At 40.6% G+C, this 25,365-nt stretch carries 20 protein-coding genes; 8 read left to right on the top strand and 12 right to left on the bottom strand.

Going from position 1 to position 25,365, the window contains the following annotated elements:
- Positions 1-40: 40 nt before the first annotated feature.
- The 6 genes from H6G18_RS14120 to H6G18_RS14095 all read left to right on the top strand — a co-directional run bounded on the left by H6G18_RS14120 (position 41) and on the right by H6G18_RS14095 (position 9,205).
- Positions 41-1,453, top strand: coding sequence for a carotenoid oxygenase family protein (locus H6G18_RS14120; RefSeq protein WP_190407733.1), 1,413 nt, complete (start codon positions 41-43; stop codon positions 1,451-1,453).
- Positions 1,454-1,553: 100 nt separating this feature from the next.
- Positions 1,554-2,918, top strand: a complete 1,365-nt coding sequence (gene miaB / locus H6G18_RS14115; RefSeq protein WP_190407732.1) for a tRNA (N6-isopentenyl adenosine(37)-C2)-methylthiotransferase MiaB — start codon at positions 1,554-1,556, stop codon at positions 2,916-2,918.
- 412 nt (positions 2,919-3,330) lie between these two features.
- On the top strand, positions 3,331-4,698 hold the full coding sequence (locus H6G18_RS14110; protein ID WP_190407731.1) for an NAD(P)/FAD-dependent oxidoreductase: 1,368 nt from the start codon (positions 3,331-3,333) through the stop codon (positions 4,696-4,698).
- A gap of 265 nt (positions 4,699-4,963) precedes the next feature.
- On the top strand, positions 4,964-6,328 hold the full coding sequence (locus tag H6G18_RS14105) for an NAD(P)/FAD-dependent oxidoreductase (RefSeq protein ID WP_190407730.1): 1,365 nt from the start codon (positions 4,964-4,966) through the stop codon (positions 6,326-6,328).
- Positions 6,329-6,507: 179 nt separating this feature from the next.
- Complete coding sequence (locus H6G18_RS14100) at positions 6,508-7,800, top strand: FAD-binding oxidoreductase (protein ID WP_190407729.1); 1,293 nt, start codon at positions 6,508-6,510, stop codon at positions 7,798-7,800.
- Between the two features lie 37 nt (positions 7,801-7,837).
- Positions 7,838-9,205 (top strand): (Fe-S)-binding protein, encoded by a 1,368-nt coding sequence (locus H6G18_RS14095; protein WP_190407728.1) that lies wholly within the window; start codon positions 7,838-7,840, stop codon positions 9,203-9,205.
- Between the two features lie 111 nt (positions 9,206-9,316).
- Here H6G18_RS14095 and H6G18_RS14090 read toward each other — a convergent pair whose 3' ends face one another.
- Complete coding sequence (locus H6G18_RS14090) at positions 9,317-9,652, bottom strand: hypothetical protein (RefSeq protein WP_190407727.1); 336 nt, start codon at positions 9,650-9,652, stop codon at positions 9,317-9,319.
- Positions 9,653-9,785: 133 nt separating this feature from the next.
- Here H6G18_RS14090 and ygfZ point away from each other — a divergent pair, with 133 nt between their 5' ends.
- Complete coding sequence (gene ygfZ, locus H6G18_RS14085) at positions 9,786-10,793, top strand: CAF17-like 4Fe-4S cluster assembly/insertion protein YgfZ (RefSeq protein ID WP_190407726.1); 1,008 nt, start codon at positions 9,786-9,788, stop codon at positions 10,791-10,793.
- A gap of 76 nt (positions 10,794-10,869) precedes the next feature.
- On the opposite strand, the gene H6G18_RS14080 is transcribed toward ygfZ, so the two are convergent.
- The 5 genes from H6G18_RS14080 to H6G18_RS14060 all read right to left on the bottom strand — a co-directional run bounded on the left by H6G18_RS14080 (position 10,870) and on the right by H6G18_RS14060 (position 17,264).
- Entirely contained in the window at positions 10,870-11,205 is a 336-nt protein-coding gene (locus H6G18_RS14080) for a rhodanese-like domain-containing protein (RefSeq protein WP_190407725.1), read from the bottom strand.
- 126 nt (positions 11,206-11,331) lie between these two features.
- Positions 11,332-13,740, bottom strand: a complete 2,409-nt coding sequence (locus H6G18_RS14075; RefSeq protein ID WP_190407724.1) for a single-stranded-DNA-specific exonuclease RecJ — start codon at positions 13,738-13,740, stop codon at positions 11,332-11,334.
- 108 nt (positions 13,741-13,848) lie between these two features.
- Positions 13,849-14,490, bottom strand: a complete 642-nt coding sequence (locus H6G18_RS14070) for a GNAT family N-acetyltransferase (protein ID WP_190407723.1) — start codon at positions 14,488-14,490, stop codon at positions 13,849-13,851.
- 60 nt (positions 14,491-14,550) lie between these two features.
- A complete protein-coding gene (locus H6G18_RS14065) occupies positions 14,551-15,366 on the bottom strand; it encodes a PD-(D/E)XK nuclease family protein (RefSeq protein ID WP_190407722.1) in 816 nt (271 codons plus the stop codon).
- 44 nt (positions 15,367-15,410) lie between these two features.
- A complete protein-coding gene (locus tag H6G18_RS14060; RefSeq protein WP_190407721.1) occupies positions 15,411-17,264 on the bottom strand; it encodes an adenylate/guanylate cyclase domain-containing protein in 1,854 nt (617 codons plus the stop codon).
- Positions 17,265-17,706: 442 nt separating this feature from the next.
- Between H6G18_RS14060 and H6G18_RS14055 the strand changes: the two genes are divergently transcribed.
- Positions 17,707-21,393, top strand: coding sequence for a WD40 repeat domain-containing protein (locus tag H6G18_RS14055; protein ID WP_190407720.1), 3,687 nt, complete (start codon positions 17,707-17,709; stop codon positions 21,391-21,393).
- A 175-nt stretch (positions 21,394-21,568) separates the two neighbouring features.
- On the opposite strand, the gene H6G18_RS14050 is transcribed toward H6G18_RS14055, so the two are convergent.
- The 6 genes from H6G18_RS14050 to H6G18_RS14025 form a co-directional block, all read right to left on the bottom strand.
- Positions 21,569-21,940, bottom strand: coding sequence for a hypothetical protein (locus H6G18_RS14050; RefSeq protein WP_190407719.1), 372 nt, complete (start codon positions 21,938-21,940; stop codon positions 21,569-21,571).
- A complete protein-coding gene (locus H6G18_RS14045) occupies positions 21,933-22,934 on the bottom strand; it encodes an LLM class flavin-dependent oxidoreductase (protein ID WP_190407718.1) in 1,002 nt (333 codons plus the stop codon). The genes H6G18_RS14050 and H6G18_RS14045 overlap by 8 nt, the downstream gene beginning before the upstream one ends.
- Before the next feature lie 21 nt (positions 22,935-22,955).
- Positions 22,956-23,318: a hypothetical protein gene (locus H6G18_RS14040; protein ID WP_190407717.1), complete on the bottom strand. Its 363-nt coding sequence runs from the start codon at positions 23,316-23,318 to the stop codon at positions 22,956-22,958.
- Positions 23,319-23,696: 378 nt separating this feature from the next.
- On the bottom strand, positions 23,697-24,008 hold the full coding sequence (locus H6G18_RS14035; protein WP_190407716.1) for a hypothetical protein: 312 nt from the start codon (positions 24,006-24,008) through the stop codon (positions 23,697-23,699).
- A 2-nt stretch (positions 24,009-24,010) separates the two neighbouring features.
- The gene (locus H6G18_RS14030) at positions 24,011-24,286 is read right to left on the bottom strand and encodes a hypothetical protein (RefSeq protein ID WP_190407715.1); all 276 of its coding nucleotides are present in this window, start codon (positions 24,284-24,286) and stop codon (positions 24,011-24,013) included.
- A 111-nt stretch (positions 24,287-24,397) separates the two neighbouring features.
- Positions 24,398-24,823: a hypothetical protein gene (locus H6G18_RS14025; RefSeq protein WP_190407714.1), complete on the bottom strand. Its 426-nt coding sequence runs from the start codon at positions 24,821-24,823 to the stop codon at positions 24,398-24,400.
- Positions 24,824-25,365 lie beyond the last annotated feature (542 nt).

Below are 25,365 nucleotides of genomic sequence, written 5' to 3'. Positions count from 1 at the left end.
ATTGAGAATTTATTTATCCACGCTGAACTAGCAAATTTATATGCAGACACTCGATAAAAAGTCAAATAGAAAAGCTTGGGCGAGTGGAGTAATTGAACCTGCGAAAGAATTTCCCCTTACCCAATTGCCAATCATCTCCGGCAAAATCCCCGAAGGATTACGTGGTACTCTCTACCGTAACGGGCCTGCAAGGCTAGAACGTGGTGGTGTCTCGGTGGGACACTGGTTTGATGGCGATGGGGCAATTTTAGCTGTCCACTTTACTGATGCAGGTGCTAGTGCAGTTTATCGTTATGTGCAGACCACTGGCTATCAACAAGAAACGGCTGCCGGAAAATTTCTGTACGGTAATTATGGCATGACTGCACCGGGGCTAATCTGGAATCAATGGCGCAGACCAATTAAAAATGCTGCGAATACCTCAGTGCTGGCATTACCTGATAAACTCCTGGCACTGTGGGAAGGTGGTAAACCCCATGCTTTAGATTTACAAACATTAGAAACTTGGGGACAAGATGATTTAGGAGGCTTAACCAAGGGATTACCCTATTCGGCACACTGTAAGCAAAATCCCCAAACAAAGGAGATTTTTAACTTTGGTATTAGCTTGGGGTTAAAAGCTAAGTTGAATGTCTACAAAAGCGACTCTACGGGGAAAATTATCCAAAAAGCTGCATACCCCATAGATGGTTTGCCTTTAATACATGATTTTGTCTTAGCTGGACAATATCTGATATTTTTCATTTCTCCAGTGCGCCTGCAAATGCTTCCTGTCTTATTGGGAACCAAAAGTTATAGTGATTCTATGAAGTGGCTACCGGAATTAGGTACGCAAGTTTTAGTTATTGACTGCGAAACCTTATCTTTAGTGAGTCGGGGGGAAACAGAACCTTGGTATCAGTGGCATTTTGCTAACGGTTATGTAGATGATAGTGGTGTAGTCATTGTGGATATTGCCCGTTACGAAGATTTTCAAACTAACCAATATCTTAAAGAAGTAGCCACAGGTGAAACTCACACTCCAGCTAAGAGTACACTTTCACGGGTTAGCTTAAATCCCCAAACTGGTAAAGTTACAGCTATTGAGCAAATATTAGACCGACATTGTGAATTTCCCAACGTCCCCACGCCAAACGTCGGACAAGCTTCTCGATACACCTATCTGTCCGGGTTTCGTCAAGGAACAGATATTAGCCAAGAATTACTAAATATCATTGTCCGCTTCGACCACAAAAATCAAACCCTCACCGAAGCCTACCCAGGCGAAAACCGCTATCCTTCTGAACCCATCTCTGTAGACAATTGGGTGTTAACAGTGGTGTATGACGGCAATGTTCATAGTAGTGAAGTTTGGATATATGATAGCGATCGCCTAGACCAAGAACCTGTATGTAAACTAGGATTACCAAGGGTAATTCCCCACAGCTTCCACGGCACTTGGCAAAGTTCATAAAAGCGATCGCTCCTTCATGCCATTACCTTGTTTATACTCGAATAGAATAGAGAAGAAAACAAAGCATATTTAACATCACGCTAACTAAGCGCAATTGCCCATGACCACTTCTAAACGCCGCTATCACATTACTACCTTCGGTTGCCAAATGAACAAAGCCGACTCAGAGCGCATGGCTGGCATCCTAGAAGACATGGGCTTTGATTTTGCTGAAGATCCCAACAATGCAGATGTGATTCTCTACAATACCTGCACTATTCGGGATAATGCCGAGCAGAAAGTCTATTCTTACCTCGGCAGACAAGCCAAGCGCAAACATGAACAGCCAGACTTAACCTTAGTTGTTGCTGGTTGTGTAGCCCAACAAGAAGGCGAAGCACTATTACGGCGAGTGCCAGAATTAGATTTAGTCATGGGGCCACAACACGCCAACCGCCTCAAAGATTTATTAGAGTCAGTCTTTGCCGGTAATCAAGTAGTCGCCACCGAAGCCGTCCACATTATGGAAGATATCACCCAGGCGCGACGGGATAGCACCGTCACAGCTTGGGTAAATGTGATTTATGGCTGCAATGAACGCTGTACTTATTGCGTAGTTCCTAACGTGCGCGGCGTGGAACAGTCCCGCACCCCAGAAGCTATCCGCGCCGACATGGAACAACTAGGACAGCAAGGTTATAAAGAAATCACCTTGCTCGGTCAAAATATTGACGCTTACGGACGAGATTTACCCGGAGCCACACCAGAAGGGCGACACCTACACACCCTTACAGACCTACTGTATTACGTCCATGATGTGCCGGGAATTGAGCGCATCCGATTTGCTACTAGCCATCCCCGTTATTTTACTGAGAGGCTAATTAAGGCTTGTGCAGAATTGCCGAAAGTTTGCGAACATTTTCACATTCCCTTCCAATCTGGAGACAACGAACTTTTAAAAGCAATGGCGCGGGGTTATACTCATGAGAAATATCGCCGGATTATCGACACAATTCGCCGATATATGCCAGATGCGTCAATTAGTGCCGATGCTATCGTTGGTTTCCCTGGGGAGACAGAAGCACAGTTTGAAAATACCTTGAAACTGGTTGAAGATATTGGTTTTGACCTGTTGAACACCGCCGCCTATTCTCCCCGCCCAGGTACACCAGCAGCTTTGTGGGAAAATCAGTTAAGTGAAGAAGTCAAAAGCGATCGCTTACAAAGATTAAACCATTTAGTGAACATAAAAGCAGCCGAGCGATCGCAACGCTACATGGGACGGGTTGAGGAAGTCTTGGTAGAAGACCAAAACTCTAAAGATAAAACTCAAGTCATGGGGCGCACCAGGGGTAATCGTCTCACCTTCTTCACCGGAGATATTAACGAATTAAAAGGGCAATTAGTCAAGGTAAAAATTACTGAAGTTCGTGCCTTTAGTTTAACTGGTGAACCGATAGAAGTCCGGCAAGTTGTGTCCGTCTAGAATAACTCCAGATGTTAATAGAAAAGCTGAGTTCGTAGTAAGGGCTTTAGCCCTTCACAGCACAATACGGTTCAGTTAACGAAAAAGGTAGTTTGGGTTAAGCGCAGCGCAACCCAACAAATTCTTGATGATTTCTTGATGTCCTAATCTATCTAGCTACTGCTGGAAAACCCGGTAAAAGAGCGATAAATCGCTCACTACAAACAATAAAAATTGACTTTCAACACTGTTACCTGTCCCCTCTAACCTGTCCCCTACTATATCTATGTAGCTTATATTACTCAATATTTGTCTTTTTGGTAACTTTAATCAATTTTTTATATGTTCAATTTAAACAGAAATAAATGTGACAATTTTGATACAAATTTGTTAAGAATAGTTACAGCACTCGTAACACAAGGAAATACTTCTTATGGTTGAAGCACTTGAGAACAACTCACCACATAAAGTCGTGATTGTTGGCGGTGGTTTTGGTGGATTGTATGCTGCAAAGGCATTAGCTAAAGCTAAAGTAGACGTGACTCTCATCGACAAACGGAACTTTCACCTATTTCAGCCACTACTTTACCAAGTTGCAACCGGGACGCTATCACCAGCAGATATTTCCTCCCCTTTACGTGCGGTGTTGAGTAAGAGCAAAAATACAACAGTTCTGCTGGGCGAAGTCAATGATATTGACCCAAAAGCACAACAAGTAGTGATGGGTGACGAGAAAATACCCTACGACACATTAATTGTGGCTACAGGTGCAAAGCATTCCTACTTTGGTAAAGATAATTGGGAAGAATTTGCGCCTGGATTGAAAACAGTAGAAGATGCGATTGAAATGCGTCGCCGTATCTTTACAGCCTTTGAAGCAGCAGAGAAAGAAAAAGACCCCGAAAAACGTCGGGATTGGTTGACTTTTGTGGTTGTAGGTGGCGGCCCTACTGGTGTAGAGTTAGCAGGTGCGATCGCTGAATTAGCTTACCATACCCTCAAGGAAGATTTCCGCAAAATTGATACCACAGAAGCGCAAGTTATTCTTCTGGAAGGTTTAGATAGAGTTCTCCCACCTTTTGCACCAGAATTATCCCAGGAAGCAGAAGCATCTTTGACACAGTTGGGTGTAGTTGTTCAAACTAAAACCTTGGTAACAAATATTGAAAATGATATTGTCACCCTGAAACAAGGCGATACAGTCAAAGAAATTGCCTCAAAAACTGTATTATGGGCAGCAGGTGTGAAAGCATCGGCAATAGGCAAGGTTTTAGCAGAACGCACAGGTGTAGAATGCGATCGCGCCGGACGGGTTATTGTAGAATCAGACCTTAGTATTAAAGGACATGACAATATTTTCGTCGTGGGCGACTTAGCTAACTTCTCCCACCAAAACGGTAAACCCCTCCCTGGTGTCGCACCAGTCGCCAAACAAGAGGGTGAATACGTCGCCGCACTCGTCCAAAAACGCCTACAAGGTGCTACTTTACCAGCATTTAGCTACACAGATCACGGTAGCCTAGCTATGATTGGGCAAAATGCAGCCGTTGTAGATTTAGGTTTTCTCAAGCTAAAAGGCTTTTTTGCATGGCTATTCTGGCTAGTAATTCACATCTACTTCCTCATCGAGTTTGACAACAAACTACTAGTAATGATTCAGTGGGCTTGGAATTACATCACTCGCAAACGTGGCGCGAGATTGATTACTGGCGAAGAATCCTTAGCATTCGCCAACGTTGACAACAATCAGACGACAAGTAATTACACACCAACAAACAATATACAACCAGTTAATGTTTAAATTGCTCGGTAGATAAGTTTGTAGTAAGGACTTTAGTCCTGAATTTTTAAACCTAGCAACATAAAATTTGTGGAATAGGTATTTTGCTTCACCCAGGTAAAATACCTATTTTTTTTAATAGGAAATACAAATGACTAGATAGTAAATTTGATTAATTTTATGAATTTGTCAAGTGTTCAAAATAAACTGCAACAAATATTAGGATTCTGTTACATATATTTATTAAGAACAGTTACAAAATTTTTAACGCAGGGAAACATTTATTATGGTAGCTTCACTTGAGAATCATCAACCACATCAGGTTGTAATCGTTGGTGGTGGCTTTGGTGGACTGTATGCAGCAAAGGCATTGAAGACAGCGAATGTAGACGTTACTCTTATTGATAAACGTAACTTTCATTTATTTCAGCCACTTTTATATCAAGTTGCTACAGGTGCGCTATCAGCTACCGATATTTCCGCACCATTGCGGTCTGTACTTAGCACCAGCAAAAATACAAAAGTGTTGCTGGGAGAAGTTAATGATATTGATCCAAAAACCCAGCAAGTTATTCTGGGTGATAAAGTAGTACCTTATGATACATTAATTGTTGCCACTGGTGCGAAGCATTCTTATTTTGGTAAAGATAACTGGAAAGAATTTGCGCCTGGATTGAAGACAGTGGAAGATGCAATTGAAATGCGTCGCCGAATCTTTACAGCCTTTGAAGCAGCAGAACAAGAAACAGACATCGAAAAACGCAGGGCTTTGTTGACTTTCGTGATTGTGGGTGCTGGCCCCACAGGTGTAGAATTAGCAGGTGCGATCGCTGAATTAGCATACAAAACACTACAAGAAGACTTCCGCAACATCGACACCTCAGAAACTAGAATTTTACTACTACAAGGGGGCGATCGCATCCTTCCCGCCCTAGCGCCAGAACTATCACAAGAAGCAGAAGCCTCTCTAGAAAGGTTGGGTGTGATTGTCCACACCAAAACCCGCGTCACAAATATTGAAAACGACATCGTTACCCTCAAACAAAACGACCAATTCAAAGAAATTGCCGCCAAGACTGTATTATGGGCAGCAGGTGTTCAAGGTTCACCAATGGGTAAAGTTTTAGCAGAACGCACAGGTGTAGAGTGCGATCGCTCAGGACGAGTTATTGTAGAACCAGACCTCAGTATTAAAGGACATCAAAATATTTTCGTCGTGGGAGACTTAGCCAACTTCTCTCACCAAAACGGTCAACCCCTCCCCGGTGTCGCACCAGTCGCCAAACAAGAAGGCGAATACGTCGCTGCATTAATTCAAAAACGCCTGCAAGGTAAAACTCTACGACCATTTAAATATACTGATTATGGCAACCTAGCCATGATTGGACAAAATTCAGCCGTTGTAGACTTAGGCTTAATCAAATTGAAAGGCTACTTTGCCTGGTTATTCTGGCTATTAATTCACATCTACTTCCTCATTGAGTTTGACCACAAAATATTAGTCATGATTCAATGGGCATGGAATTATCTCACCCGCAAACGTAGTGCTAGATTGATTACAGGTAAAGAATCTTTAGCACTTACCAAATCTGAAGATAGTCATACAAGTACTTACACACCGACAAATAATAGACAGACGGTAAACGTCTAGTTGTTTAATTCATAGTTAGTTTCTCAGGGTGTACGACCGTACACCCTTACTTATTATTAGGTGATCAAGTGCGATGGTTCGTAACTCATGAGCAGTATTCCTATTTTGAAACCTCAGGAGGTTGTCTATTTTGTGTCATCATCACAGAGAATGGGATGTAGGGACTCAAAAATAAAATAATGACAGCGATGTCTAACGACAAACCGACAAGCGTTTACGCTTCTACTCTTGCATCTATTGTTGGTGAAGAAAATACAGTTAATCTGGACAACAATCTTGAACTTAGTCAAACCATAACTGGTGAAAACCTCCCCAGTTGTATTGTCTATCCCCAAAATCAAGAACAACTAGCCGCAGTTATCGCTACAGCATACCGTAACAACTGGCGTATTCTGCCCTGTGGTAGCAAGAGTAAACTGAGTTGGGGTGGTTTAGCGAAAGATGTTGATGTGGTCGTGAGTACAGAACGCATCAACAAATTAATTGAACACGCAGTCGGTGATTTGACTGTCACCGTCGAAGCTGGGATGAAGTTTTCCCACCTCCAGAATATTTTGGCAGATGCAAGGCAATTTCTCGCCCTTGACCCCTCTACACCAGAAGCAACTATTGGCGGTATCGTCGCTACATCTGATACCAATTCCCTCCGACAACGTTATGGTAGTGTGCGCGACCAGCTTTTAGGGATTACCTTTATCCGTGCTGATGGTCAAATTGCCAAAGCTGGGGGAAGGGTGGTAAAAAATGTGGCTGGTTACGACTTGATGAAGTTATTTACTGGCTCTTATGGGACATTAGGAATTATTAGCCAAGCAACTTTTCGCGTGTATCCAATTCAGGAAGCATCGGGAACCGTAGTATTGACTGGTGCAGCAGAGGCGATATCTCAAGTAGCCACAACGTTGCGGGGTTCTGCATTAACACCGACTCAAGCTGATTTAATCTCTACTGGATTGGTATCTAGTCTAGAATTAGGTAAGGGGATCGGTTTAATTACTCGGTTTCAAAGTATTAGTGAGAGTGTGAAGGAACAATCAAATCGTTTATTAGAAGTAGGGGAAAAGTTAGGTTTAGTGGGAACTGTTTTTTCTGGTGTAGATGAAAACAATCTATGGCAGAGATTACAACAACAAATACATTCTCCTGTCCCAGAATCAACAATTACCTGCAAAATAGGAGTATTACCTAGTGCGGGTGTGGAGATTTTAGATCAAATACAAGTTGGTTTGATTCACATTGGTAGCGGTTTGGGTGTGTTACAAGTTGAGGATAAAAGTCAAGTTTTGCAAATGCGATCGCTCTGTCAATCTCACAAAGGTTTTTTAACTGTTCTCCAAGCGCCTATACCAGTTAAACAGCAAATGGATGTATGGGGATACACTGGCAATGATTTACCCTTAATGCGTCGAATTAAAGAACAGTTTGATAGTAAAAATATCTTAAATCCGGGTCGGTTTGTGGGTGGAATTTAAGCAACTCACCAGAGATATACAGGGAAAGAAAATAAATATGCAAGTTTCAGAAGATTCTCTTAATAATACTGCTAGTTTAAAGAATTTAAAAGGATTTGATTCTAGCCATCCACCTGATGCAAAGTTAATTGATAGTTGTGTCCATTGTGGTTTTTGTCTTTCCACTTGTCCTAGTTATCGAGTCATAGGGAAGGAGATGGATTCCCCCAGAGGACGTATTTATTTAATGGATGCCATCAATGAGGGTGAAATTGCTCTGAATACAGCTACAGTAGAACATTTCGACTCTTGTTTGGGATGTCTTGCTTGTGTGTCAACTTGTCCTTCTGGTGTGCAGTATGATAAGTTGATTTCTGCTACTCGCCATCAAATAGAACGCAATTATCCGCGCAGTTTTTCTGATAAGTTAGTTCGTCAATTAATATTTTCTCTATTTCCCAACCCAGATATTTTACGCATCTTATTAATCCCCCTATTCTTTTATCAGAAGTCGGGAATTTCTCAAGTTGTTCGCGCTACAGGATTACTCAAAAAGATATCCCCAAGATTGGCAGCAATGGAATCAATTCTGCCGCAGATTACTATCAAAAGTTTTCAAGATAATCTCCCTACTATTATTCCAGCCCAGGGGAAAAAACGCTACCGAGTGGGTATGATTTTAGGATGTGTGCAAAGGTTATTTTTCTCCCCAGTTAATGAAGCGACGGTACGAGTATTAACAGCCAATGGTTGCGAAGTTGTGATTCCTAAATCTCAAGGTTGTTGTGCAGCACTCCCCGAACACCAAGGACAAACAGAACAAGCGAAGGCTTTAGCTAGACAGATGATTGATAGCTTTGCTGATACTGATGTTGATTATGTCATTATCAACGCGGCTGGTTGTGGTCATACTTTAAAAGAATATGGTCATATCTTAGTAGATGACGCAGAATATCGGGAAAAAGCCCAAAATTTTGCTGCTAAAGTTAAAGATGCTCAAGAATTTTTGGCGACTGTGGGGTTGACAGCCAAACTTTCACCACTCACAGATAAACCTTTGAATTTGGTTTATCAAGATGCTTGTCATTTATTACATGGACAAAAAATTAGTGTCCAACCTCGTCAACTTTTACAGCAAATTCCTGGGGTGAAATTGAAAGAACCTTTGGATGCGGCTTTGTGTTGTGGTAGTGCTGGTGTTTATAATATGCTGCAACCAGAAGTGGCGGAAGAATTAGGTAAGCAAAAGGTGAATAATTTATTGAATACTGGCGCTGAATTGATTGCTTCTCCTAATCCTGGTTGTGCTTTGCAAATTACTAAGCATTTAGAATTGCAAGGTAAGAAAGTTGGTGTAATGCACCCAATGGAGTTGTTAGATTATGCAATTAGGGGTGTGAAGTTGACGGGTGCAGGGGTTGAATAAATAATTACTCTTTCCTTGGTTTGATAGTCACCATTTATTCCTGTGTGGAAAACCGACACTTATCAGCCACTATCAACCCTCTATCAAAACTATGGGATAGTGGTTGTTAAGTTAGGCGTTTTGGGAAATACTTTGGTTGTAAAAGAAGCGTTTGTGGAGAATTAGAGCGACAACGTTAGCTACCAAACAGGTAATTGCTAAACCTAGCAAAATATAGGTAGGGGACATCACCACGCCAATCATGAACCATGTATAGACGTGTAAAATCATCAAGCTTGCAAAAATACTGGCTAGGCTCACCATTTGCCAAATTCGATGGGTTGGGCGACCTAGTATAGTCAGGATGATTGTGAACAATGTAGTAAGTATATTTGCTGGTACAAGAAAGGCGCAAATACCAAGACAGTTGTTACGGGAGAACTCAGCTAAAGTATGAAAATCGAGCATTCATTTTTTGGGGATAACGTTAGCATCTAAAGAACAAAATATATTTTTAGATATGTCAACTTAAATTAGGATATATCTAAAGTACTTGCTTCTACGTTTATTTAACATAAATTAAATTAAATTCTTGACTATCATGCCAACATCTGCATTTAACGGTAAAGACGCAGCCGCCATCCAAGCCGCAACAGCAGAAGTTGCTGTAGGTGATGGCGTTTCGGCCAGCGTAGTTGATCGCTCTCATTGGGGACGTATCCGTGTTGGGGATGATGACCGTCTGCGTTTTTTACACAATCAAAGTACAAATGATTTCCAGAGCCTGAAACCGGGACAAGGCTGTGATACTGTCATGGTGACATCTACTGCCCGCACCATAGATTTGGTAAGTAGCTATGTTCTCGATGATGCAGTTTTACTGTTAGTTTCGCCTAGTCGCCGGGAAGCTTTGTTGCAATGGTTAGATCGCTACATCTTCTTTGCTGATAAGGTGCAATTAACTGATGTGACTGATGAAACTGCAACTTTCAGTATTATTGGGACTGGTAGTGATGCTGTAGTGGAAAAGTTGGCAGCAGGTGCAATTATTGGTCAACCCTACGGAAATCATATCACAGTTGATGGTGGTGTCATCGTTGCAGTAGGTAGCGGCTTGGCATCCCCTGGATATACTGTGATTTTGCCAGTGTCGCAAAAACAGCGAGTATGGCAGCAAATTATAGACTCAGGGGCATTAGAATTAAGCGATCGCGCTTGGGATACACTCAGAATATTACAAGGAAGACCAGCCCCAGATGCAGAATTAACGGATGATTACAATCCTTTGGAAGTGGGTTTATGGCAAACTATTTCTTTTAATAAAGGTTGCTATATCGGTCAAGAAACTATCGCCAGATTAAATACTTATAAAGGTGTCAAACAATATCTTTGGGGTATTCGTCTTCATGCTCCGGCAGAAGTCGGCAATACTATTACTATTGGTGATGAAAAAGTGGGCAAACTCACCAGTTATACACAAACCCCTGACGGTTATTTTGGGCTTGGTTATATCCGCAGCAAAGCTGGCGGTGTGGGTTTAAAAGTGCAGGTAGGAAACACTGAAGGCGAAGTCGTACCTATTCCCTTTGTTTCTCATGAATACCCTTAAAAAATAGAAAATGTACTGCACATTAATGTGCAGTACAGTGAATGATTATGCAATCAGGAAACTCCAACATTTAAGCTTATGCGGCTGCACCTTCTGTAGCACCACCAACGTTTTTCCAAGCAATCAGTCCACCTGGAATCCCGGCTACATCAGCAAAACCAGACTCATGCAATATTTGTACTGCGTGGGTTGCTTGGTCGTCACTAGCCCCATAAACATAGATATGACGTTCTTTGTGCAGAGCAGTTTTAGCTTTTTGGGCTAAATCTTCCAAGGGGATTTGGATTGCGCCTGTGATGTGGCCATAATTGTATGTGTGGCGATCGCGCACATCAACAATTGTAAAACCAGGTTGACCCCATTCTAAACGTAACTTCAAATCGTGTGCATCAGCTACTAAATTGCTACTCATAAGCATTTCTCGCTTACAACCTCATCAGCAATTTATCAAAAATATTTTAGTAATTCGGTTTTCTTCACAATTAATAAAAATTTCTATGGGTGATGATTCAATTATTTTGAATTTTGCCTTGCGGTACTAGCCTCTCTCTCCTAGAAACCCTGTATTAACCATCGCCATAACTGTAAATAAAGGTACTTCATAAAAGTACATTTGCTGGAATTGTTCCTCGCGGATGGCTGCTAAAAATTCTGCCACAGCAGCATCGGCTTTGCTTTCAGAAACACTACCAGGATTCCAAGTGATTTCTAAAGAACGGTCTTGTCTTCTCACTGTAAATCCCCAATATTTCAAAGCCTTAATCCCCAAAAATAAGCTTTGGTCACTAATCCGCAGTTTTTCTAAAAGTTGTGTGCGGGTGGCTAATTGATTTGTCCGACTGAGATATTTAGCAATACCTACTAGGGTAAGCCAAATTTCTTGTGGTGCTTGGTGTTGAGGTTTATTCCAAGCCAGGGCTAATTGTTGTTGATTGTACAGGGATTTTTGCCACCAAGCGCGTAAATCATTCCAATTGCTGGGGCATTCTGTAAGAATGAGGGTGTGAGTTGTGGGGTGTGGAGTGTGGGGTGTGGGGAGATTGCGCCAGTCGAGAATCTGGGTTGTGTGTTGGGTTTTGAGTTCTGCATCTTCACTGGGACGGACAGAAATTAGTCTGATTTCATAGCGTTTTTTGAAGGTGTTGTAGTCCAATTCAGCTATGCAATCACATCTACCTACGGGTAATTCATCTTTGTAGTGTCCCCACCAAATACCGGGAAAGGGGTTTTTGCTGGAGTTGTCGCGGATATCAAATTCGGTTTTAATATACTGTACTTTTTTACCTTGCGAATCTTGTTGATTGCGATGCCAAGCATTTTCAAACCAACAGTTTTGAATCAAGAGTTTGGGAACTGGATTTCCCATACCACAAGGTTCTAATAATTTTAATTCTAAAAATAATTCTTTACCTAAATCGGCAACTGTGACTGTTATGTCTGCTTGTACTGTTGGGATGAGATTGATACTACCCAAAGTTTGTTTCAGTTGTTGATTAATTGCTTGGGTAAATAAGGGAATATTTTCTGCTAATAAACTCAACCCAGCCGCAAAAGGATGACCACCAAAACGATGTAACAGGTGTGCTTGGTGTTTTACCAATTGATATAAATCAACAGAGTTCACCGAACGGGCGGAACCACGGGCTAGGGGAGCAGGGGAGCAGGGGAGCAGAGGAGAGAACTTACTCAAAGACTCTTCCCCTTTCCCCCTGCTCCCTGCCCCAATTCCTCGTTCTTCTTCATCCCCCACTCCTTCAGTGCTTAACAAAATTGTGGGGCGACCTGTTTCTTGGGCGATTTGTCCGGCGACTAAGCCTAATACGCCTACAGGCCATTGGGGGTCTTCAAGGACGATGACGCTGGTGGTGGATAAGTCTAAATGCGCGAGTTTTTGGGTGACTTGTGCTTGTACATCTTTTTGTAAGGATTTGCGACGGGTGTTTGCAAGTTCTGTGACTTCAGCTAATTGGTGACAACGATTGATGTCACGACTGGTTAGGAGTTCTACACAGAAGCCAGCATCGCCTTGAATGCGACTGACGGCGTTAATACGTGGCCCCAAACCAAAGGAAATATCTGTGGGGCGATCGCCACTCCTCTGACATAATTCTAATAATCGCCCTACCCCTGGTCTTCGTCTGGCGGCTGGTGGTTGTTGAAAGTCGGCTTGTAATCTTTGGATACCCAACTGTGCTAAATAACGACAATCACCACTAAGTTGTACTAAGTCGGCAATTAATCCTACTGCAACTAAATCTAATAAATCTTCTAAAGGGTTTTTGGGTATATCAGGGAAGGTCTGATACAAGGCTTCTATCAACTTATAAGCTACTCCCACCCCAGATAAATGAAATAGTGGATGTTCTTTAGGTAAATAGCGGGGGTTAATAATTGCCGTGACTGGTGGACGTTCGGTTGGTAAAGTGTGATGGTCTGTAACTATGACATCTATACCTAATTTCTGGGCATAGATAATTTCCTCAATATTTGTACTGCCTGTATCGCAGGTGACGATTAATGTAAAACCTTGTTTTGCTAAGTTATCAATACCGGACTCATTTAATCCGTGAGATTCCTTCAATCGGTTGGGAATATAATAATCTAACTGCTGATGTTGCTGAAAAAATTGACCCAAACCATCCCACAAAACAGCAGTAGAAGTAATACCATCAGCGTCAAAGTCTCCCCAAATAGCAATTTTTTCACCAGTAACACGTGCTTGTTTTAATCTTGTTACTGCTAACTGTATCTCTTGCCCAAATTCAAATGGGTCAGATGGTTGATAGGTTTGATAGTTAATAAAGGCTGCTAGTTGTGATTCTTCTTTGATTCCCCGTTGCCACAATAATTGTGCTGCATATATTCCTTTTGATTTAGGAACATATTGTTTCACTGCTTGGATAAACCATTCTGGTGGTTGTTCAGTTGCTGTTAAAATCCACTGCATTATATTAATTCAAAAATAGCAATCCTATTTGATTTCTGAACGTTGAGAGGCTCAGATCCTCGACTTCTTGAAGAAGGCGGGGATCTTTTGGTTTACATGATAAACAGATTAAATCTGGTTTTGTTCATCATTAATTTTAATTTCATTAATTAAGGGATTAATAATTACTTCATTAGCTCCTCCATCAGCTTTACGCGCCCGAATGGCAGGACGAGAACGCCTATAACCTGCTCTTTCAGCTTTTTGGTGTTCGTAGTCAATTAATCTGCCATAATATGGATGTTTGCTTAAATTCATTGACAAGAAAATGTGTTGACGGATATTGCCAAAACCTTTGCGGTTGAAAAATTTGACTGCTGGCGTATTGGTGGGGTCAGTATCTACTAACATAAATCGCGCTCCATCTTCAATCATGCGCGCTACAACTTTATCAACTAATTTGTCAGCAACTCCCTGACGTTGAAATTGAGGATTTACGGCCAGCCATAAAATATAACCATAAGTCCAAGATGCTTTGGTAATAATAGTTCCTAAAATAAATCCTGCTAGTTCTCCGTCTGTTTCAGCAACTAAACAGTATTCTGGGTCTGTGTTATAGAGTCCAATTACTTCCCATTCATCCCATGTACGGTATAGGTAAGGATATAAATCACTAGTAAATAATTGTTCTCCTAAATGATAAACGGGGGCAATATCATCTATGCCTAATTCGCGCACGTAAATAACGTCAGTTTCATCAAATGAGGTCATATTTTTTAAAAAGTAGAGTCTTTTATCCCTATGCAAGGTGATAATTTTGATTACTAATTTCTATAGTGATACTTCTTGAATAGTATCGAAATTTGAAAAAGAATTACTTACGGCTGTTTCTGTTAGTTCTTTGGGCTTGGATAAGTCACGTTCACATCTTTTAGCAAATTGGCAATAATTACAGGCTTTACTATTTTCTGATACTTGGGGAAATAACTCTCCATTTTGATAGTTTCTTAGCCAATTAGTTAACTGATTTAATAATTGATGAAGTTTTTTATCTGTTTGGGAGTGCAGACTATTACTGTAAGTAAATTGAATGTTTTGTGGTTTGCCATCAGATTGTACGAACCAGTAAGTCATTGAAATATTTTCGGGCAGGTATTCGCTAGTTTCAGCTAATACGTACATATACAAACGAGTTTGCCAATTTTGAGCTAATTTACGTTTATCTGGTGGTTTAGGATATGTTTTCCAGTCTAGAATTTGGGCTTGCTGATTATCAGCAATTAATAAATCATAGATAACTGTGAGCAAATAATCTTCAACTTGTAGGGTACGATAGTGTTCACTTTCTCGGAAAGTTTGCCCATCGGTTGTAGGTATGAGAATTTCTGGTGCTGCACTAGCAAAAGCAGACATCCAGTTTTGCAGTTGGGTATCAGCTTCTAAAAAACTATTAATTGGCAAGCCCATTTCTTGTTGCTGCATTAACAAGTGGAAGCGGCTACCCAAAGTTTGTTTCTCCGTGTGGTCTGGGTCTGAAGGAGAATTGAGTTGTTCTAAGTACGTGTGTTGAAATTTACGCGGACAGGTTTCGAGTAAATTCAGATGTCCTTGAGACAGTCGTAATAGTTGAGTATGAGTTGTCAGCATTCTCCTATTTTAGAAGCGATCGCCTGACTTTAACAATCCCAAATTTACTGACTAATTGACTTATAGATAGCGTCAAGCTGCAATTTTATCTTTGTGGGTATAGTAGTAAAGTGAATATAAAAACTTCTCTTGTTAGCTAAGGTTTTTAAAACCTTAACATAGATATCATCACTTAATTGCTGTGGATTATTTGAGATTAATAAATTTATTTTGATATTTGTTAGCTCTGGTGGCAAGCTATCTTCTACTAGAATATTCTCATCTATACGAATTTCTGCCCCTTTATTTGAGAGCTTAATTAAAGCTCCTCTAAATAGGGTATTAGTAATATGCTTTTCTTGTAAAATTGTATAATAGAGAGGAATTTCTTCGGGAACCATAAAGAATGATTCCTCCTGTTTTGGTAGATAAATATTGTAAAATCCACCAACTCCATAAACTTCATAAACTGTAATTGGTTGTTTAAATCCTTTCGGTTGTATCTGCTTTTGTCCTTCAATTTTTACACTCCCTCCAGCATCATTCAAAGTCTGGTTGGAGATGAGAATTTGCCCTCCCTTGGTATAAGATTCGATACGATAAGTTAGGTTTACTTGACTGCCAACAATTCCATATTTAGTTCGTTGCTCTGAGCCAATATTTCCCACTACAACTTCACCAGTATTAATGCCAATCCCCATTTCTAATGAGGGCAAACCTAACTCCTTCATTTTTATATTGACTGTACCCATTGCTAACTGCATTGCACAAGCGCAAGCCACGGCTCTGAGTGCATCGCCATCTCTAGGGAAAGGAGCGCCAAATAATACTAGGATTCCATCTCCCATAAATTCATCTATGGTTCCCTGATATTTGTTGATAACATCTGCCATATACTCCAGATATAAGTTGAGAATTGTAATTACTTCTTCTGGCGGTAATTGTTCTGATAAAGCAGTAAATCCTCTTAAATCAGAAGTTAGAATTGTGATTTTGCGCCGTTCACCGCCAAGCTTCAATCCTTCAGGACTATCTAACAAATTGGCAACGATGTTATCACTCAGATAACGTCCAAAAACTTTGCGAATCAGTCTGTTTCTTTTTTCTAAGTCAGTGTTAGCTTGTACCAAATCGGTAGTACGTTCTTTGACGCGCTGTTCTAATTCCTTGGTAGTTTGTCGTAGTCTACCAATTACGAGAGTCAATCCAGAAAGTCCTAAAAAGGACATTCCTCCCAGCATGATGAAGGTTCCTTGGAGGTTATTGCTTACCTTGCCAACTAAACTATCTAAAGTCTGGTTAATCTCCCACACACCACCCACATTTCCTACTTCCCAATCCGTTTTAGGGCTATCCGGGTGAGTGTTGTGACAAGCAACACAACTAGCCTTCATAATGCTGGCTTTCCCGTATCGCAACACGGTATGTCCATCATTCTTTTCAAAACGGAAAAAGTTGCGATTGGGATTTTTTCTTAAAAAACTTAGTGCATCTTGCTCAAATTTATCTTGCGCCCCTCCTTTATCCTTTCGCCAAGGAAAGGGGTAATCACTATACAATCGAACCGAGACTTCCTTATTTTGTTCGCTGATACGGTCTCCTAGTTCAATGGCAAATGTTGAGGGTAAGGGAATTCCCCCTTTTTCGGTGAGATAAGCATGGGTGACAGTAATTCCGTTGACTGTCTTAGCTCGCTCGACAGCGCTATCACTGTACAAGTTAATTCCTTGATTCAAAGATTCAATATACAAGGCTGCATTTTGAATTGCTTGTGATTCAATTAAATTTGACGAAAGGCGAGACATATTTGCCAAGGCTATCCCTACTCCCAGGCAAAACATGAGTGTTAGCACAAGAATAATTCGCTTCAGAAGAAAGCGCAGGAGCCAGTTCCAAGTATTAGTAATTAACTGGTGCATAACATTCACAATGGAAAAACTTGTGGCAAAAGTAACATATTTTTTTAAATTAACTCTGCTTATGTAAGCAAGCTTTAGGGTGTTCAGGAATGATTTCATTCCTCAATTAACCCATTTAGTATAAATACTGTAATAATTTGTCAAAGGAATTGGTATCCCATTAAGCATCACCTATGATAGTAATTACTTAATTTGTATTCTCATTGAGTCAATAGTCAAAGTCAATAGTTTTTAACTTGCTGTCTTGTTATGTCTGGCTTTCTTCCCTGCGGGACGCTACGCGAAAATGTTGAATAGACGTAGGTAGGGTGGGCAATTCTCACCGTATCATGGTTTTGGTGGGCAATGCCCACCCTACAGATACTTAAATTTTTAAGCGCAGGCTACGCCGACAATAATCAAATAGGATTCTATATTAGTTGTTAGCTGTTATTTATTAGACATGGATTTAGAACAAGCCATAGTATTTACTGATACTTTATTTTTTGACAAATTTGGCGAGCATTTGAGTGATTTGCAACAAGCTATGTTGCGGGAATCTTGGTCTTGGCAACGTCAAAGTTATGATAAAATCGCGGAAACATATAGCTATTCTCCGATTTATTTAAAGCATGATGTCGGGCCTAAGTTGTGGAAACGGCTTTCAGAAGTCTTAGGGGAGAAAGTTAATAAAACAAATTTTCGGGCAGCTATTGAACGTCAATTTAATTTAGAAAATCGCGTTTCCCAACCAGAAAAAACTGTGTTGGAAGTGGTTGTTCAAACTCCAGAAATAACCATACATAATGATGAAGTAACTGCTACAAAAAGGCAGGATTGGGGAGAGGCAATTGATGTTAGTTTTTTCTATGGCAGGCAACAAGAATTAACCGAATTGCAGCAATGGATTGTTGAAGAAAAATGTCGGCTCATTGGATTATTGGGCATGGGAGGGATGGGGAAGACCTCAATTTCTGTCAAGCTAGGGCAACATTTACAGAATGATTTTGAGTGTGTGATTTGGCGATCGCTCCGCAATGCACCCCCCATACAAGAGACTTTGACGGAGTTATTGACGTTTCTCTCGCTCAAGCAGGAACAGGACATTCCAGAAACCGTAGAGGGGAAAATTTCCCGGTTAATGTATTATCTGCGATCGCATCGCTGTTTATTAGTACTGGATAATTTTGAGACAATTCTCCAAGGTGGTACGCCACATCCATCAACCAACCTGGGCGAAGTTACTCGTCGTAGCACTGGGGCTTACTGTGTGGGGTATGAGGGATATGGTGAATTACTCAAACAAATAGGCGAGACTATCCATCAAAGTTGTTTGGTGCTGACAAGTCGAGAAAAGCCTCCAGAAATGGGAATATTGGAAGGAGCCAGCCTACCTGTGCGCTCTCTCCTACTGCGGGGATTAGAGCAAACCCAAGGACAGGAACTATTAAACTTAAAAGGTAATTTTCAAGGTTCAGCAGCCGAATGGAGTCAGCTAATTGACTATTACTCTGGTAATCCTTTGGCTTTAAAAATTGTGGCAGCAACAATTCAAAACTTATTTGATGGTAGTATATCTGATTTTTTACAACATAGTACTATTGTTTTTGGCAATATTTATAATTTAATTGAACAGCAATTTATCCGTCTATCAGAGTTAGAAAAAACAGTTATATATTGGTTGGCAATTTATCGGGAAGCTGCGACATTTCGGGAATTACTAGCTGATATTTTTCCTGCCATATCTGTCCCCAAACTCATTGAAATTCTCGAATCTTTAGAGCAGCGATCGCTCATTGAAAAAAGTGCTGCCCAGTTCTCACTCCTACCTGTGGTGATGGAGTATGTCACCGAGCAATTGCTAGAACAAATTTGTCAAGAACTCTGCTCAGATTTAACGCCAGTTTCGCCCCCCAAACACCACCTATTCCAAACCCATGCTTTGTTAAAAGCCCAGTCCAAAGACTATATCCGCGAAACTCAAATACGTTTTTTACTGCAACCAGCGATCGCCCGTCTACTCAACCAATTACCAGGGCAAATTACCATTGAAGACTTTTTAATTGGTCTTTTGACAAAACTGCGAGGTAAAACATCACTGGAAACTGGATATGCTGGGGGCAATGTTCTCAATTTACTCTGTCAAAGACAAACGTGTTTGCAAAATTATGACTTTTCCCATCTGACAATTTGGCAAGCTTACTTACAACGAGTAAATCTGCACAATATCAATTTTGCTCATGCTGATTTAGGACATTCCATATTTGCAGAAACATTAGGTATTGTTTTCGGTATAGCATTTAGCCCAGATGGAACCCTGTTAGCCACGGGAGACGCTGAGGGTGTATTACGTCTTTGGCAAGTAGCAACCGGACAACCACTACTCAATTTTACAGGTCATATTGGCTGGGTTTGGTCAGTTGCTTTCAGTCCAGATGGTCAAACCTTAGCTAGTTGTAGCAGTGACAAAACCATCCGTCTGTGGTCTGTAAATACGGGTGAGTGTCAGAAAATTTTACAAGGTCACACCAGTTCCATCTGGTCTGTGGCGTTTAGTGCGGATGGTCAGACCCTTGCTAGTGGTAGTGATGAAGCCAACGTGAGACTTTGGGATATTAGCACTGGGGAATGTCGCCAAATTCTCTCAGGACAAACAGGATCAATCCTTTCAGTTGCCTTTAGTGCCGATGGTCAAACCTTAGCAAGTGGTCGTGACGATGGGACAATCCAACTTTGGGATATGAATACAGGAGAGTGTCATCATGTCTGCTACGGTCACACAGACCGGGTGTGGTCTGTAGCCTTTAGTGGCGATCATACCCTAGCTAGTGGTAGTGCCGATCGCACTATCCGCTTGTGGGATATCCATAATGGTAACTGCCTAAATATCTTAGATGAACATAGCGATCGCGTGCGTTCTGTCTCCTTCAGTCCCGATGCTCAAACCCTTGTCAGTGGCAGTGATGACCAAACAGTAAAGCTTTGGTCTGTGAGGACTGGGCAATGTCTCAACACATTACGAGGACATAGCAATTCAGTTTTCTCCGTTACCTACAATGCAGACGGTCAAACCCTAGCAAGTGGTAGTACAGACCAAACCGTCAGATTTTGGCATTCTCATACAGGCCGATGTCTCAAAACCTTAAAGGGATACACCAACTCAGTGTTTTTCGTAGTCTTCAGTCCTCAAGGTGACACCTTAGCTAGTGGTAGTACAGACCAAACAGTGAGACTTTGGGATCTCAAAACAAGTAGTTGCAGCAAAACCTTTATTGGACACAGTGGTTGGGTAACGTCCGTTGCTTTTCATCCCCAAGGCCATCTGTTAGCCAGCAGTAGTGTTGATCAATCTGTACGCTTGTGGTCAGTCAGTACAGGAAAATGTCTCAAAACCTTGCTAGGTCATCGTAATTGGGTAGAATCTGTCACCTTTAGCCCAGATGGGGAAATTCTCGCCAGTAGCGGAGATGACCAAACTATCCGCTTGTGGTCAGTCAGTACAGGAGAATGTCTAAATATCTTCCACGGTCATACCAGTTGGATTTGGGCTGTCGCCTTCAGTCTAGATGGGAAAATTCTGGCTAGTAGCAGCGAAGACCAAACAATTCGTTTGTGGTCGATTAGTACAGGAGAATGTCTCAACATCTTCCACGGTCATACTAGTAAAGTCCAGTCCGTTGCTTTTAGTCCAGATGGTGAGATTCTCAGCAGTGGTAGTAGTGACCAAACCATCCGTTTATGGTCAGTCAGCACAGGAGAATGCCTAAAAACCTTACAAGGACACGACAACAGTGTATGGTCTGTTGCCTTTAGTCCAGATGGCGAGATGCTAGTAAGTAACAGCTTAGATCAAACCGTGAAACTCTGGAACATCAACACAGGCACTTGCCGCAAAACTTTACCCGTCCTCACTCATACAGTCCGGTCATCAATCGCCTTGAGCCAGCAGAATACAGAGCAAGTAAAAGGTTATATATTTGCCAGTGGTAGTCACAATGGCACAATTAAAATTTGGGATGCTCAAACCGGACAATGTGTGAAAACCTTGCATCCCGATAAACCCTACAAAGGTACGAACATTACCAACGTCACTGGGATCACAATTGCCCAGAGGTTAGCGCTGCTGGCATTGGGAGCAGTTGAAACTTAATGAAAAAAGGGGGAACTAGGGCGTGTTTTAAAAGTTGATAAAATGGTTGAAAATACTAAAAATTAGTGAATTCAGCATTGGTAAAAAAACGAAATTAATTAATGAAATAAAGTAAAAACAAAAAACCCAGTTTTTTCTAGAAAACTGGGGAGATGAATCGAATTGTTGTAAAACTCTACAGCCAATCTCGATAGGCGGAAATTTCATTCACACTGATTTCTAACGGCCCACCTTTACCAAAAGGGGGGTAAACGCGGATTTTGGCATTTTTGGTAAACCTTTCTAGGCGGTTCCCTAATTGGGGAATATTGCTGACTATATGCCAGTAAGAGACAATATCTGGACAGTCAACTATGAGCGTGATGATGGTGTCTTTTTTGGTAAGATACCACTGGCAATTATTTAGCAATGCTTGGGTAATGCGATCGCACGCCTGATAAAAGCATCTGCCAATAGATTGTTCTAGTTCCAGATGCAGCATTCCATCCTCTTTGGTCACCATCTTTGGTGGTAAATCATCAGGTGGAAGCAGATTCAACTTAGACATAATTTTGTACCTCTTGGTTGTAGCGCTGCAAACTTTCCTGATTTCTTTGCAGAGAAAAAGATGAGGGTTTGAGCGCTAATGTACCTAGATCCAATTCGTCTTGAAATTTCTTGATTTTGTCCCGACAAGTAGCAACATCACCAATGATGGAATTTTCAATCAAGTAGTCTTCATCAAAACAAATATTGGTGCGGTCAAATGGCTGATGACCGCTAGAACTATTCTGCATTACTTGGGACGAATTAGCCTGCATTTTTTGGCTAAAATACCTAATGAAAGGTAAAGCCTCATTCACTGCTTCATGGTATGTTTTGCCCACATAAAAGAAGCGTGCTAAAACAAATTTTTCCCCACCACTAGAATTTAAGGCTCGATAGGTGTCCACCGTTTTTTTTAATCTCTCCAGAGCAAACGGTGGGCCTCCCATCAAAGCAAAGGAATTGTTCGCCGCAAATTCGATACCTGCATCATCACCAGTGGCTAGATAAACGGGAATTTCTCTTTGTAAAGGTTTAGGGTAAACTGTCAGGCGATCGCATTGATAATATTCTCCGTTAAATGATACATCAGTTTCATATAAAAGCTTTTGAATCAATGCCAACGCCTCTAGCATCATGGCGCGAGATTCGCCCATTGGTGTAGCAAAATGCTTGTTATGTTGGGGAAATGGCCCCCCTTTCGCCACACCAAATAATAATCGTCCATTGCACAAATTATCTAAAGTAGCAATATCTTCCGCCACCCTAATCGGGTTATGGAATGGTAATAACACCGCCGCCGTACCTAATTTGATAGTTGAGGTGACACCAGCTAAATGTGCCATCAACAGCAATATTGACGAGCTGAGATTTACTTCATTAAAATGATGCTCCGTTACCCAGGCTTCTTCAAAACCCAACTTTTCCGCCTGTCGCACTAGCGCCACTTGTTCAAAAATAGCGCGTCGTGAGTCTTGGTGATGATTTTCGTAATTGCAGAACAGTCCAGTTTTCATTATTTGCTAGCGATTCCTACTCTACTTTGCTACCATCTGCAACTCCAGCCATAGGCGTGGGTCGTTATCTTTCAACTTCGACTTAGGATCTCGCAATAATCGTTTAGCATTCATACAGACTACTTGCACTAGACCCATATTTTCAGCCACTTCTCGGAGTATGTCTTTTTGAGCTTGCACATAAGGAAGCATTTCACTAGAACAATAAATTCCTATATATTGCAAGCGTCTAGCAGGTCGTCCCCAGAAACAGGTGATGACTTTCACATGACACCCGTCTAATAATTCCCCAACTTTTGGGTAGTAGTGACTGACGACTCTTGTGAATTCTTTAGCTAGGATATCTTCCGCAATCATTGCAACTGATATTTTTGTAGCGTACATCACGCTAACTAATATAACATATTTTTGTCATTTAATATTGACAATTGAGTCAATTTATTCATACTAAAAGCAGAATTAATGTATAAAAATAAGAAATGATTCTGTATTTTTACCACTGATATTTTTCATGGATTTATATTGATATAAATTTAATTTAATGATTCTGTATGTAGCTTATATTTACACTAAAAATTCCAGTAAATTTAGTATTTTGTATTGCCCGCTATCTAATGTTTCTTGTGGACAATAACTACTCTATTATATGTATTTGAAAAGTCAAGCATGAATTCTATATAATCATCTAAAAATTTAGAACCCTGACTTATTTAAGAAGTCAAGGTTCTTGTAACTCAGAAAGTAAAATTATTTCCTATTATTTTACCTAGACTTACGCTCTGCAACTAATACTTCAGCTACAATTTCTGGCAAATGACTCAAATCGGCAAATCCTTCCGAACCACGAATAGGGGAAACAAAAGTGTAATTAGGGTCACATTCTGCTGTGTCGTAAACTTGGATATACCATCTATCGGGAAATCCTTCTACGCCTAACTCCACAATGTACCAATTCTGACCTGTGAGGCGAGAATTAAAGATAGTAAACCAATCTCTGTAATCATCTACAATATTCCAATCTGCCAAGAGAAACTCTAACGCTATGTGTCCAGCATCAGTTGCAGTTAGTAGCATTATTACCCCTCATTTGCACCTTCAGATTGTTGAAAATCAGGATACAATCCCAAACTCTTTGCTAATTCACGAGCTAAAAAAAATAAAAACTGCGCCCCATCTTGATTACCTTGATGTGCAAATGCAGTTGCTACTTGTACAATAGTTTCCACAAAACCAGCATCAATTAATTCTGCTTTAGCTTCTAAAATTTCTGGCTCTTGACCATTAGGACATTGTAATAACTCATCAATGAGATTAAAGTATGAAGTTTGGCGTTCTTGTGTTGCTTCAGTCATGGTGAATTTGTTTTTTTTTTACAAAATTGTGGAGTTGTTATTTGTTTATCAAGACAAATCTTGTTCCAAGGAGACACACTACGCAAATGCTACTGACTACTGACAAAATATTTATTGTTCAATACTTTGTTGCCAAAGCCTTTCTAACATTTCAATTTGTTCTCTTAAAACAGCAGCACGATAAACAAGATACCTGTCATAAACAATAATGCTTAACCCAATAAACACAGGGGTTAGCAAAAAGAACCATTGCAAAAAAACAGCAAGCTTATAATGTTCAGCAGTCAGCAGTTGATTCACGATATTTCGATCAGAAAATTGGGTGCTAACTTGAGGTTGCTCTAACTTTTGAGTTGTAATTATGGTAGACAGAGTTGTATTTGCTGGATTAATCTTATTTACTTCCAAAGCTAATTTCTGTGTTTTAACGAACTCTATATGCTTAACCCAAACTACACTGAATACTACTAGCCCTGGAGATAACACCGCTAAAGTAACTAGACAAACTGTGAGAACATTGAAGAGTTTGAATTTCATCTTTGCTCTCCTAGTTGGGCAAAGAAATTAGGAAATGGGACATGAGGAGTAGGGTGACAAACTTTCATACTCTCGTTCTCAGTTAAGCTTTATGGTCTAGCTAGATAGCTAACACCCAGAAAAAAATGTGTCATAATTTAGAAATTAGAATAATAAAAAAACAAGATATATTTTGGCTAAAAAATATACTGGCAATAAATCACCTAAGTTATTAATTATCAAAATTATTTACTGATTACTGTTCATTGATAACTGTTTAATGATTAAGAAGTCCCCCCTTGTTCTTTGGTTTAACCCATTGAATTTCGGGGGGTAGAGGGGAATCTCTGCGTAAATCCTATTAGTTTTATATCAGCCGACCTTCTTACTCACAGTTTAGTTGAGTCGGATCAAGATTATTAAATTTATTATATTTGTACTCAAATCGTCAAACCCAGACTCCATAAAGATTACAAAAATTATTTGGGGTAGGGGTACTAGTATTTTTGAGATGGGGTACTAGCATTAATTGACCAGGGTTCTGGCATTTCTCAAATCAAGCT

This window comes from Anabaena subtropica FACHB-260 (assembly GCF_014697105.1).
Lineage (GTDB): Bacteria > Cyanobacteriota > Cyanobacteriia > Cyanobacteriales > Nostocaceae > Trichormus > Trichormus subtropicus.
Note: the sequence above shows the minus strand (reverse complement) of the source record. Positions and strands in the feature narration are given on the sequence as shown.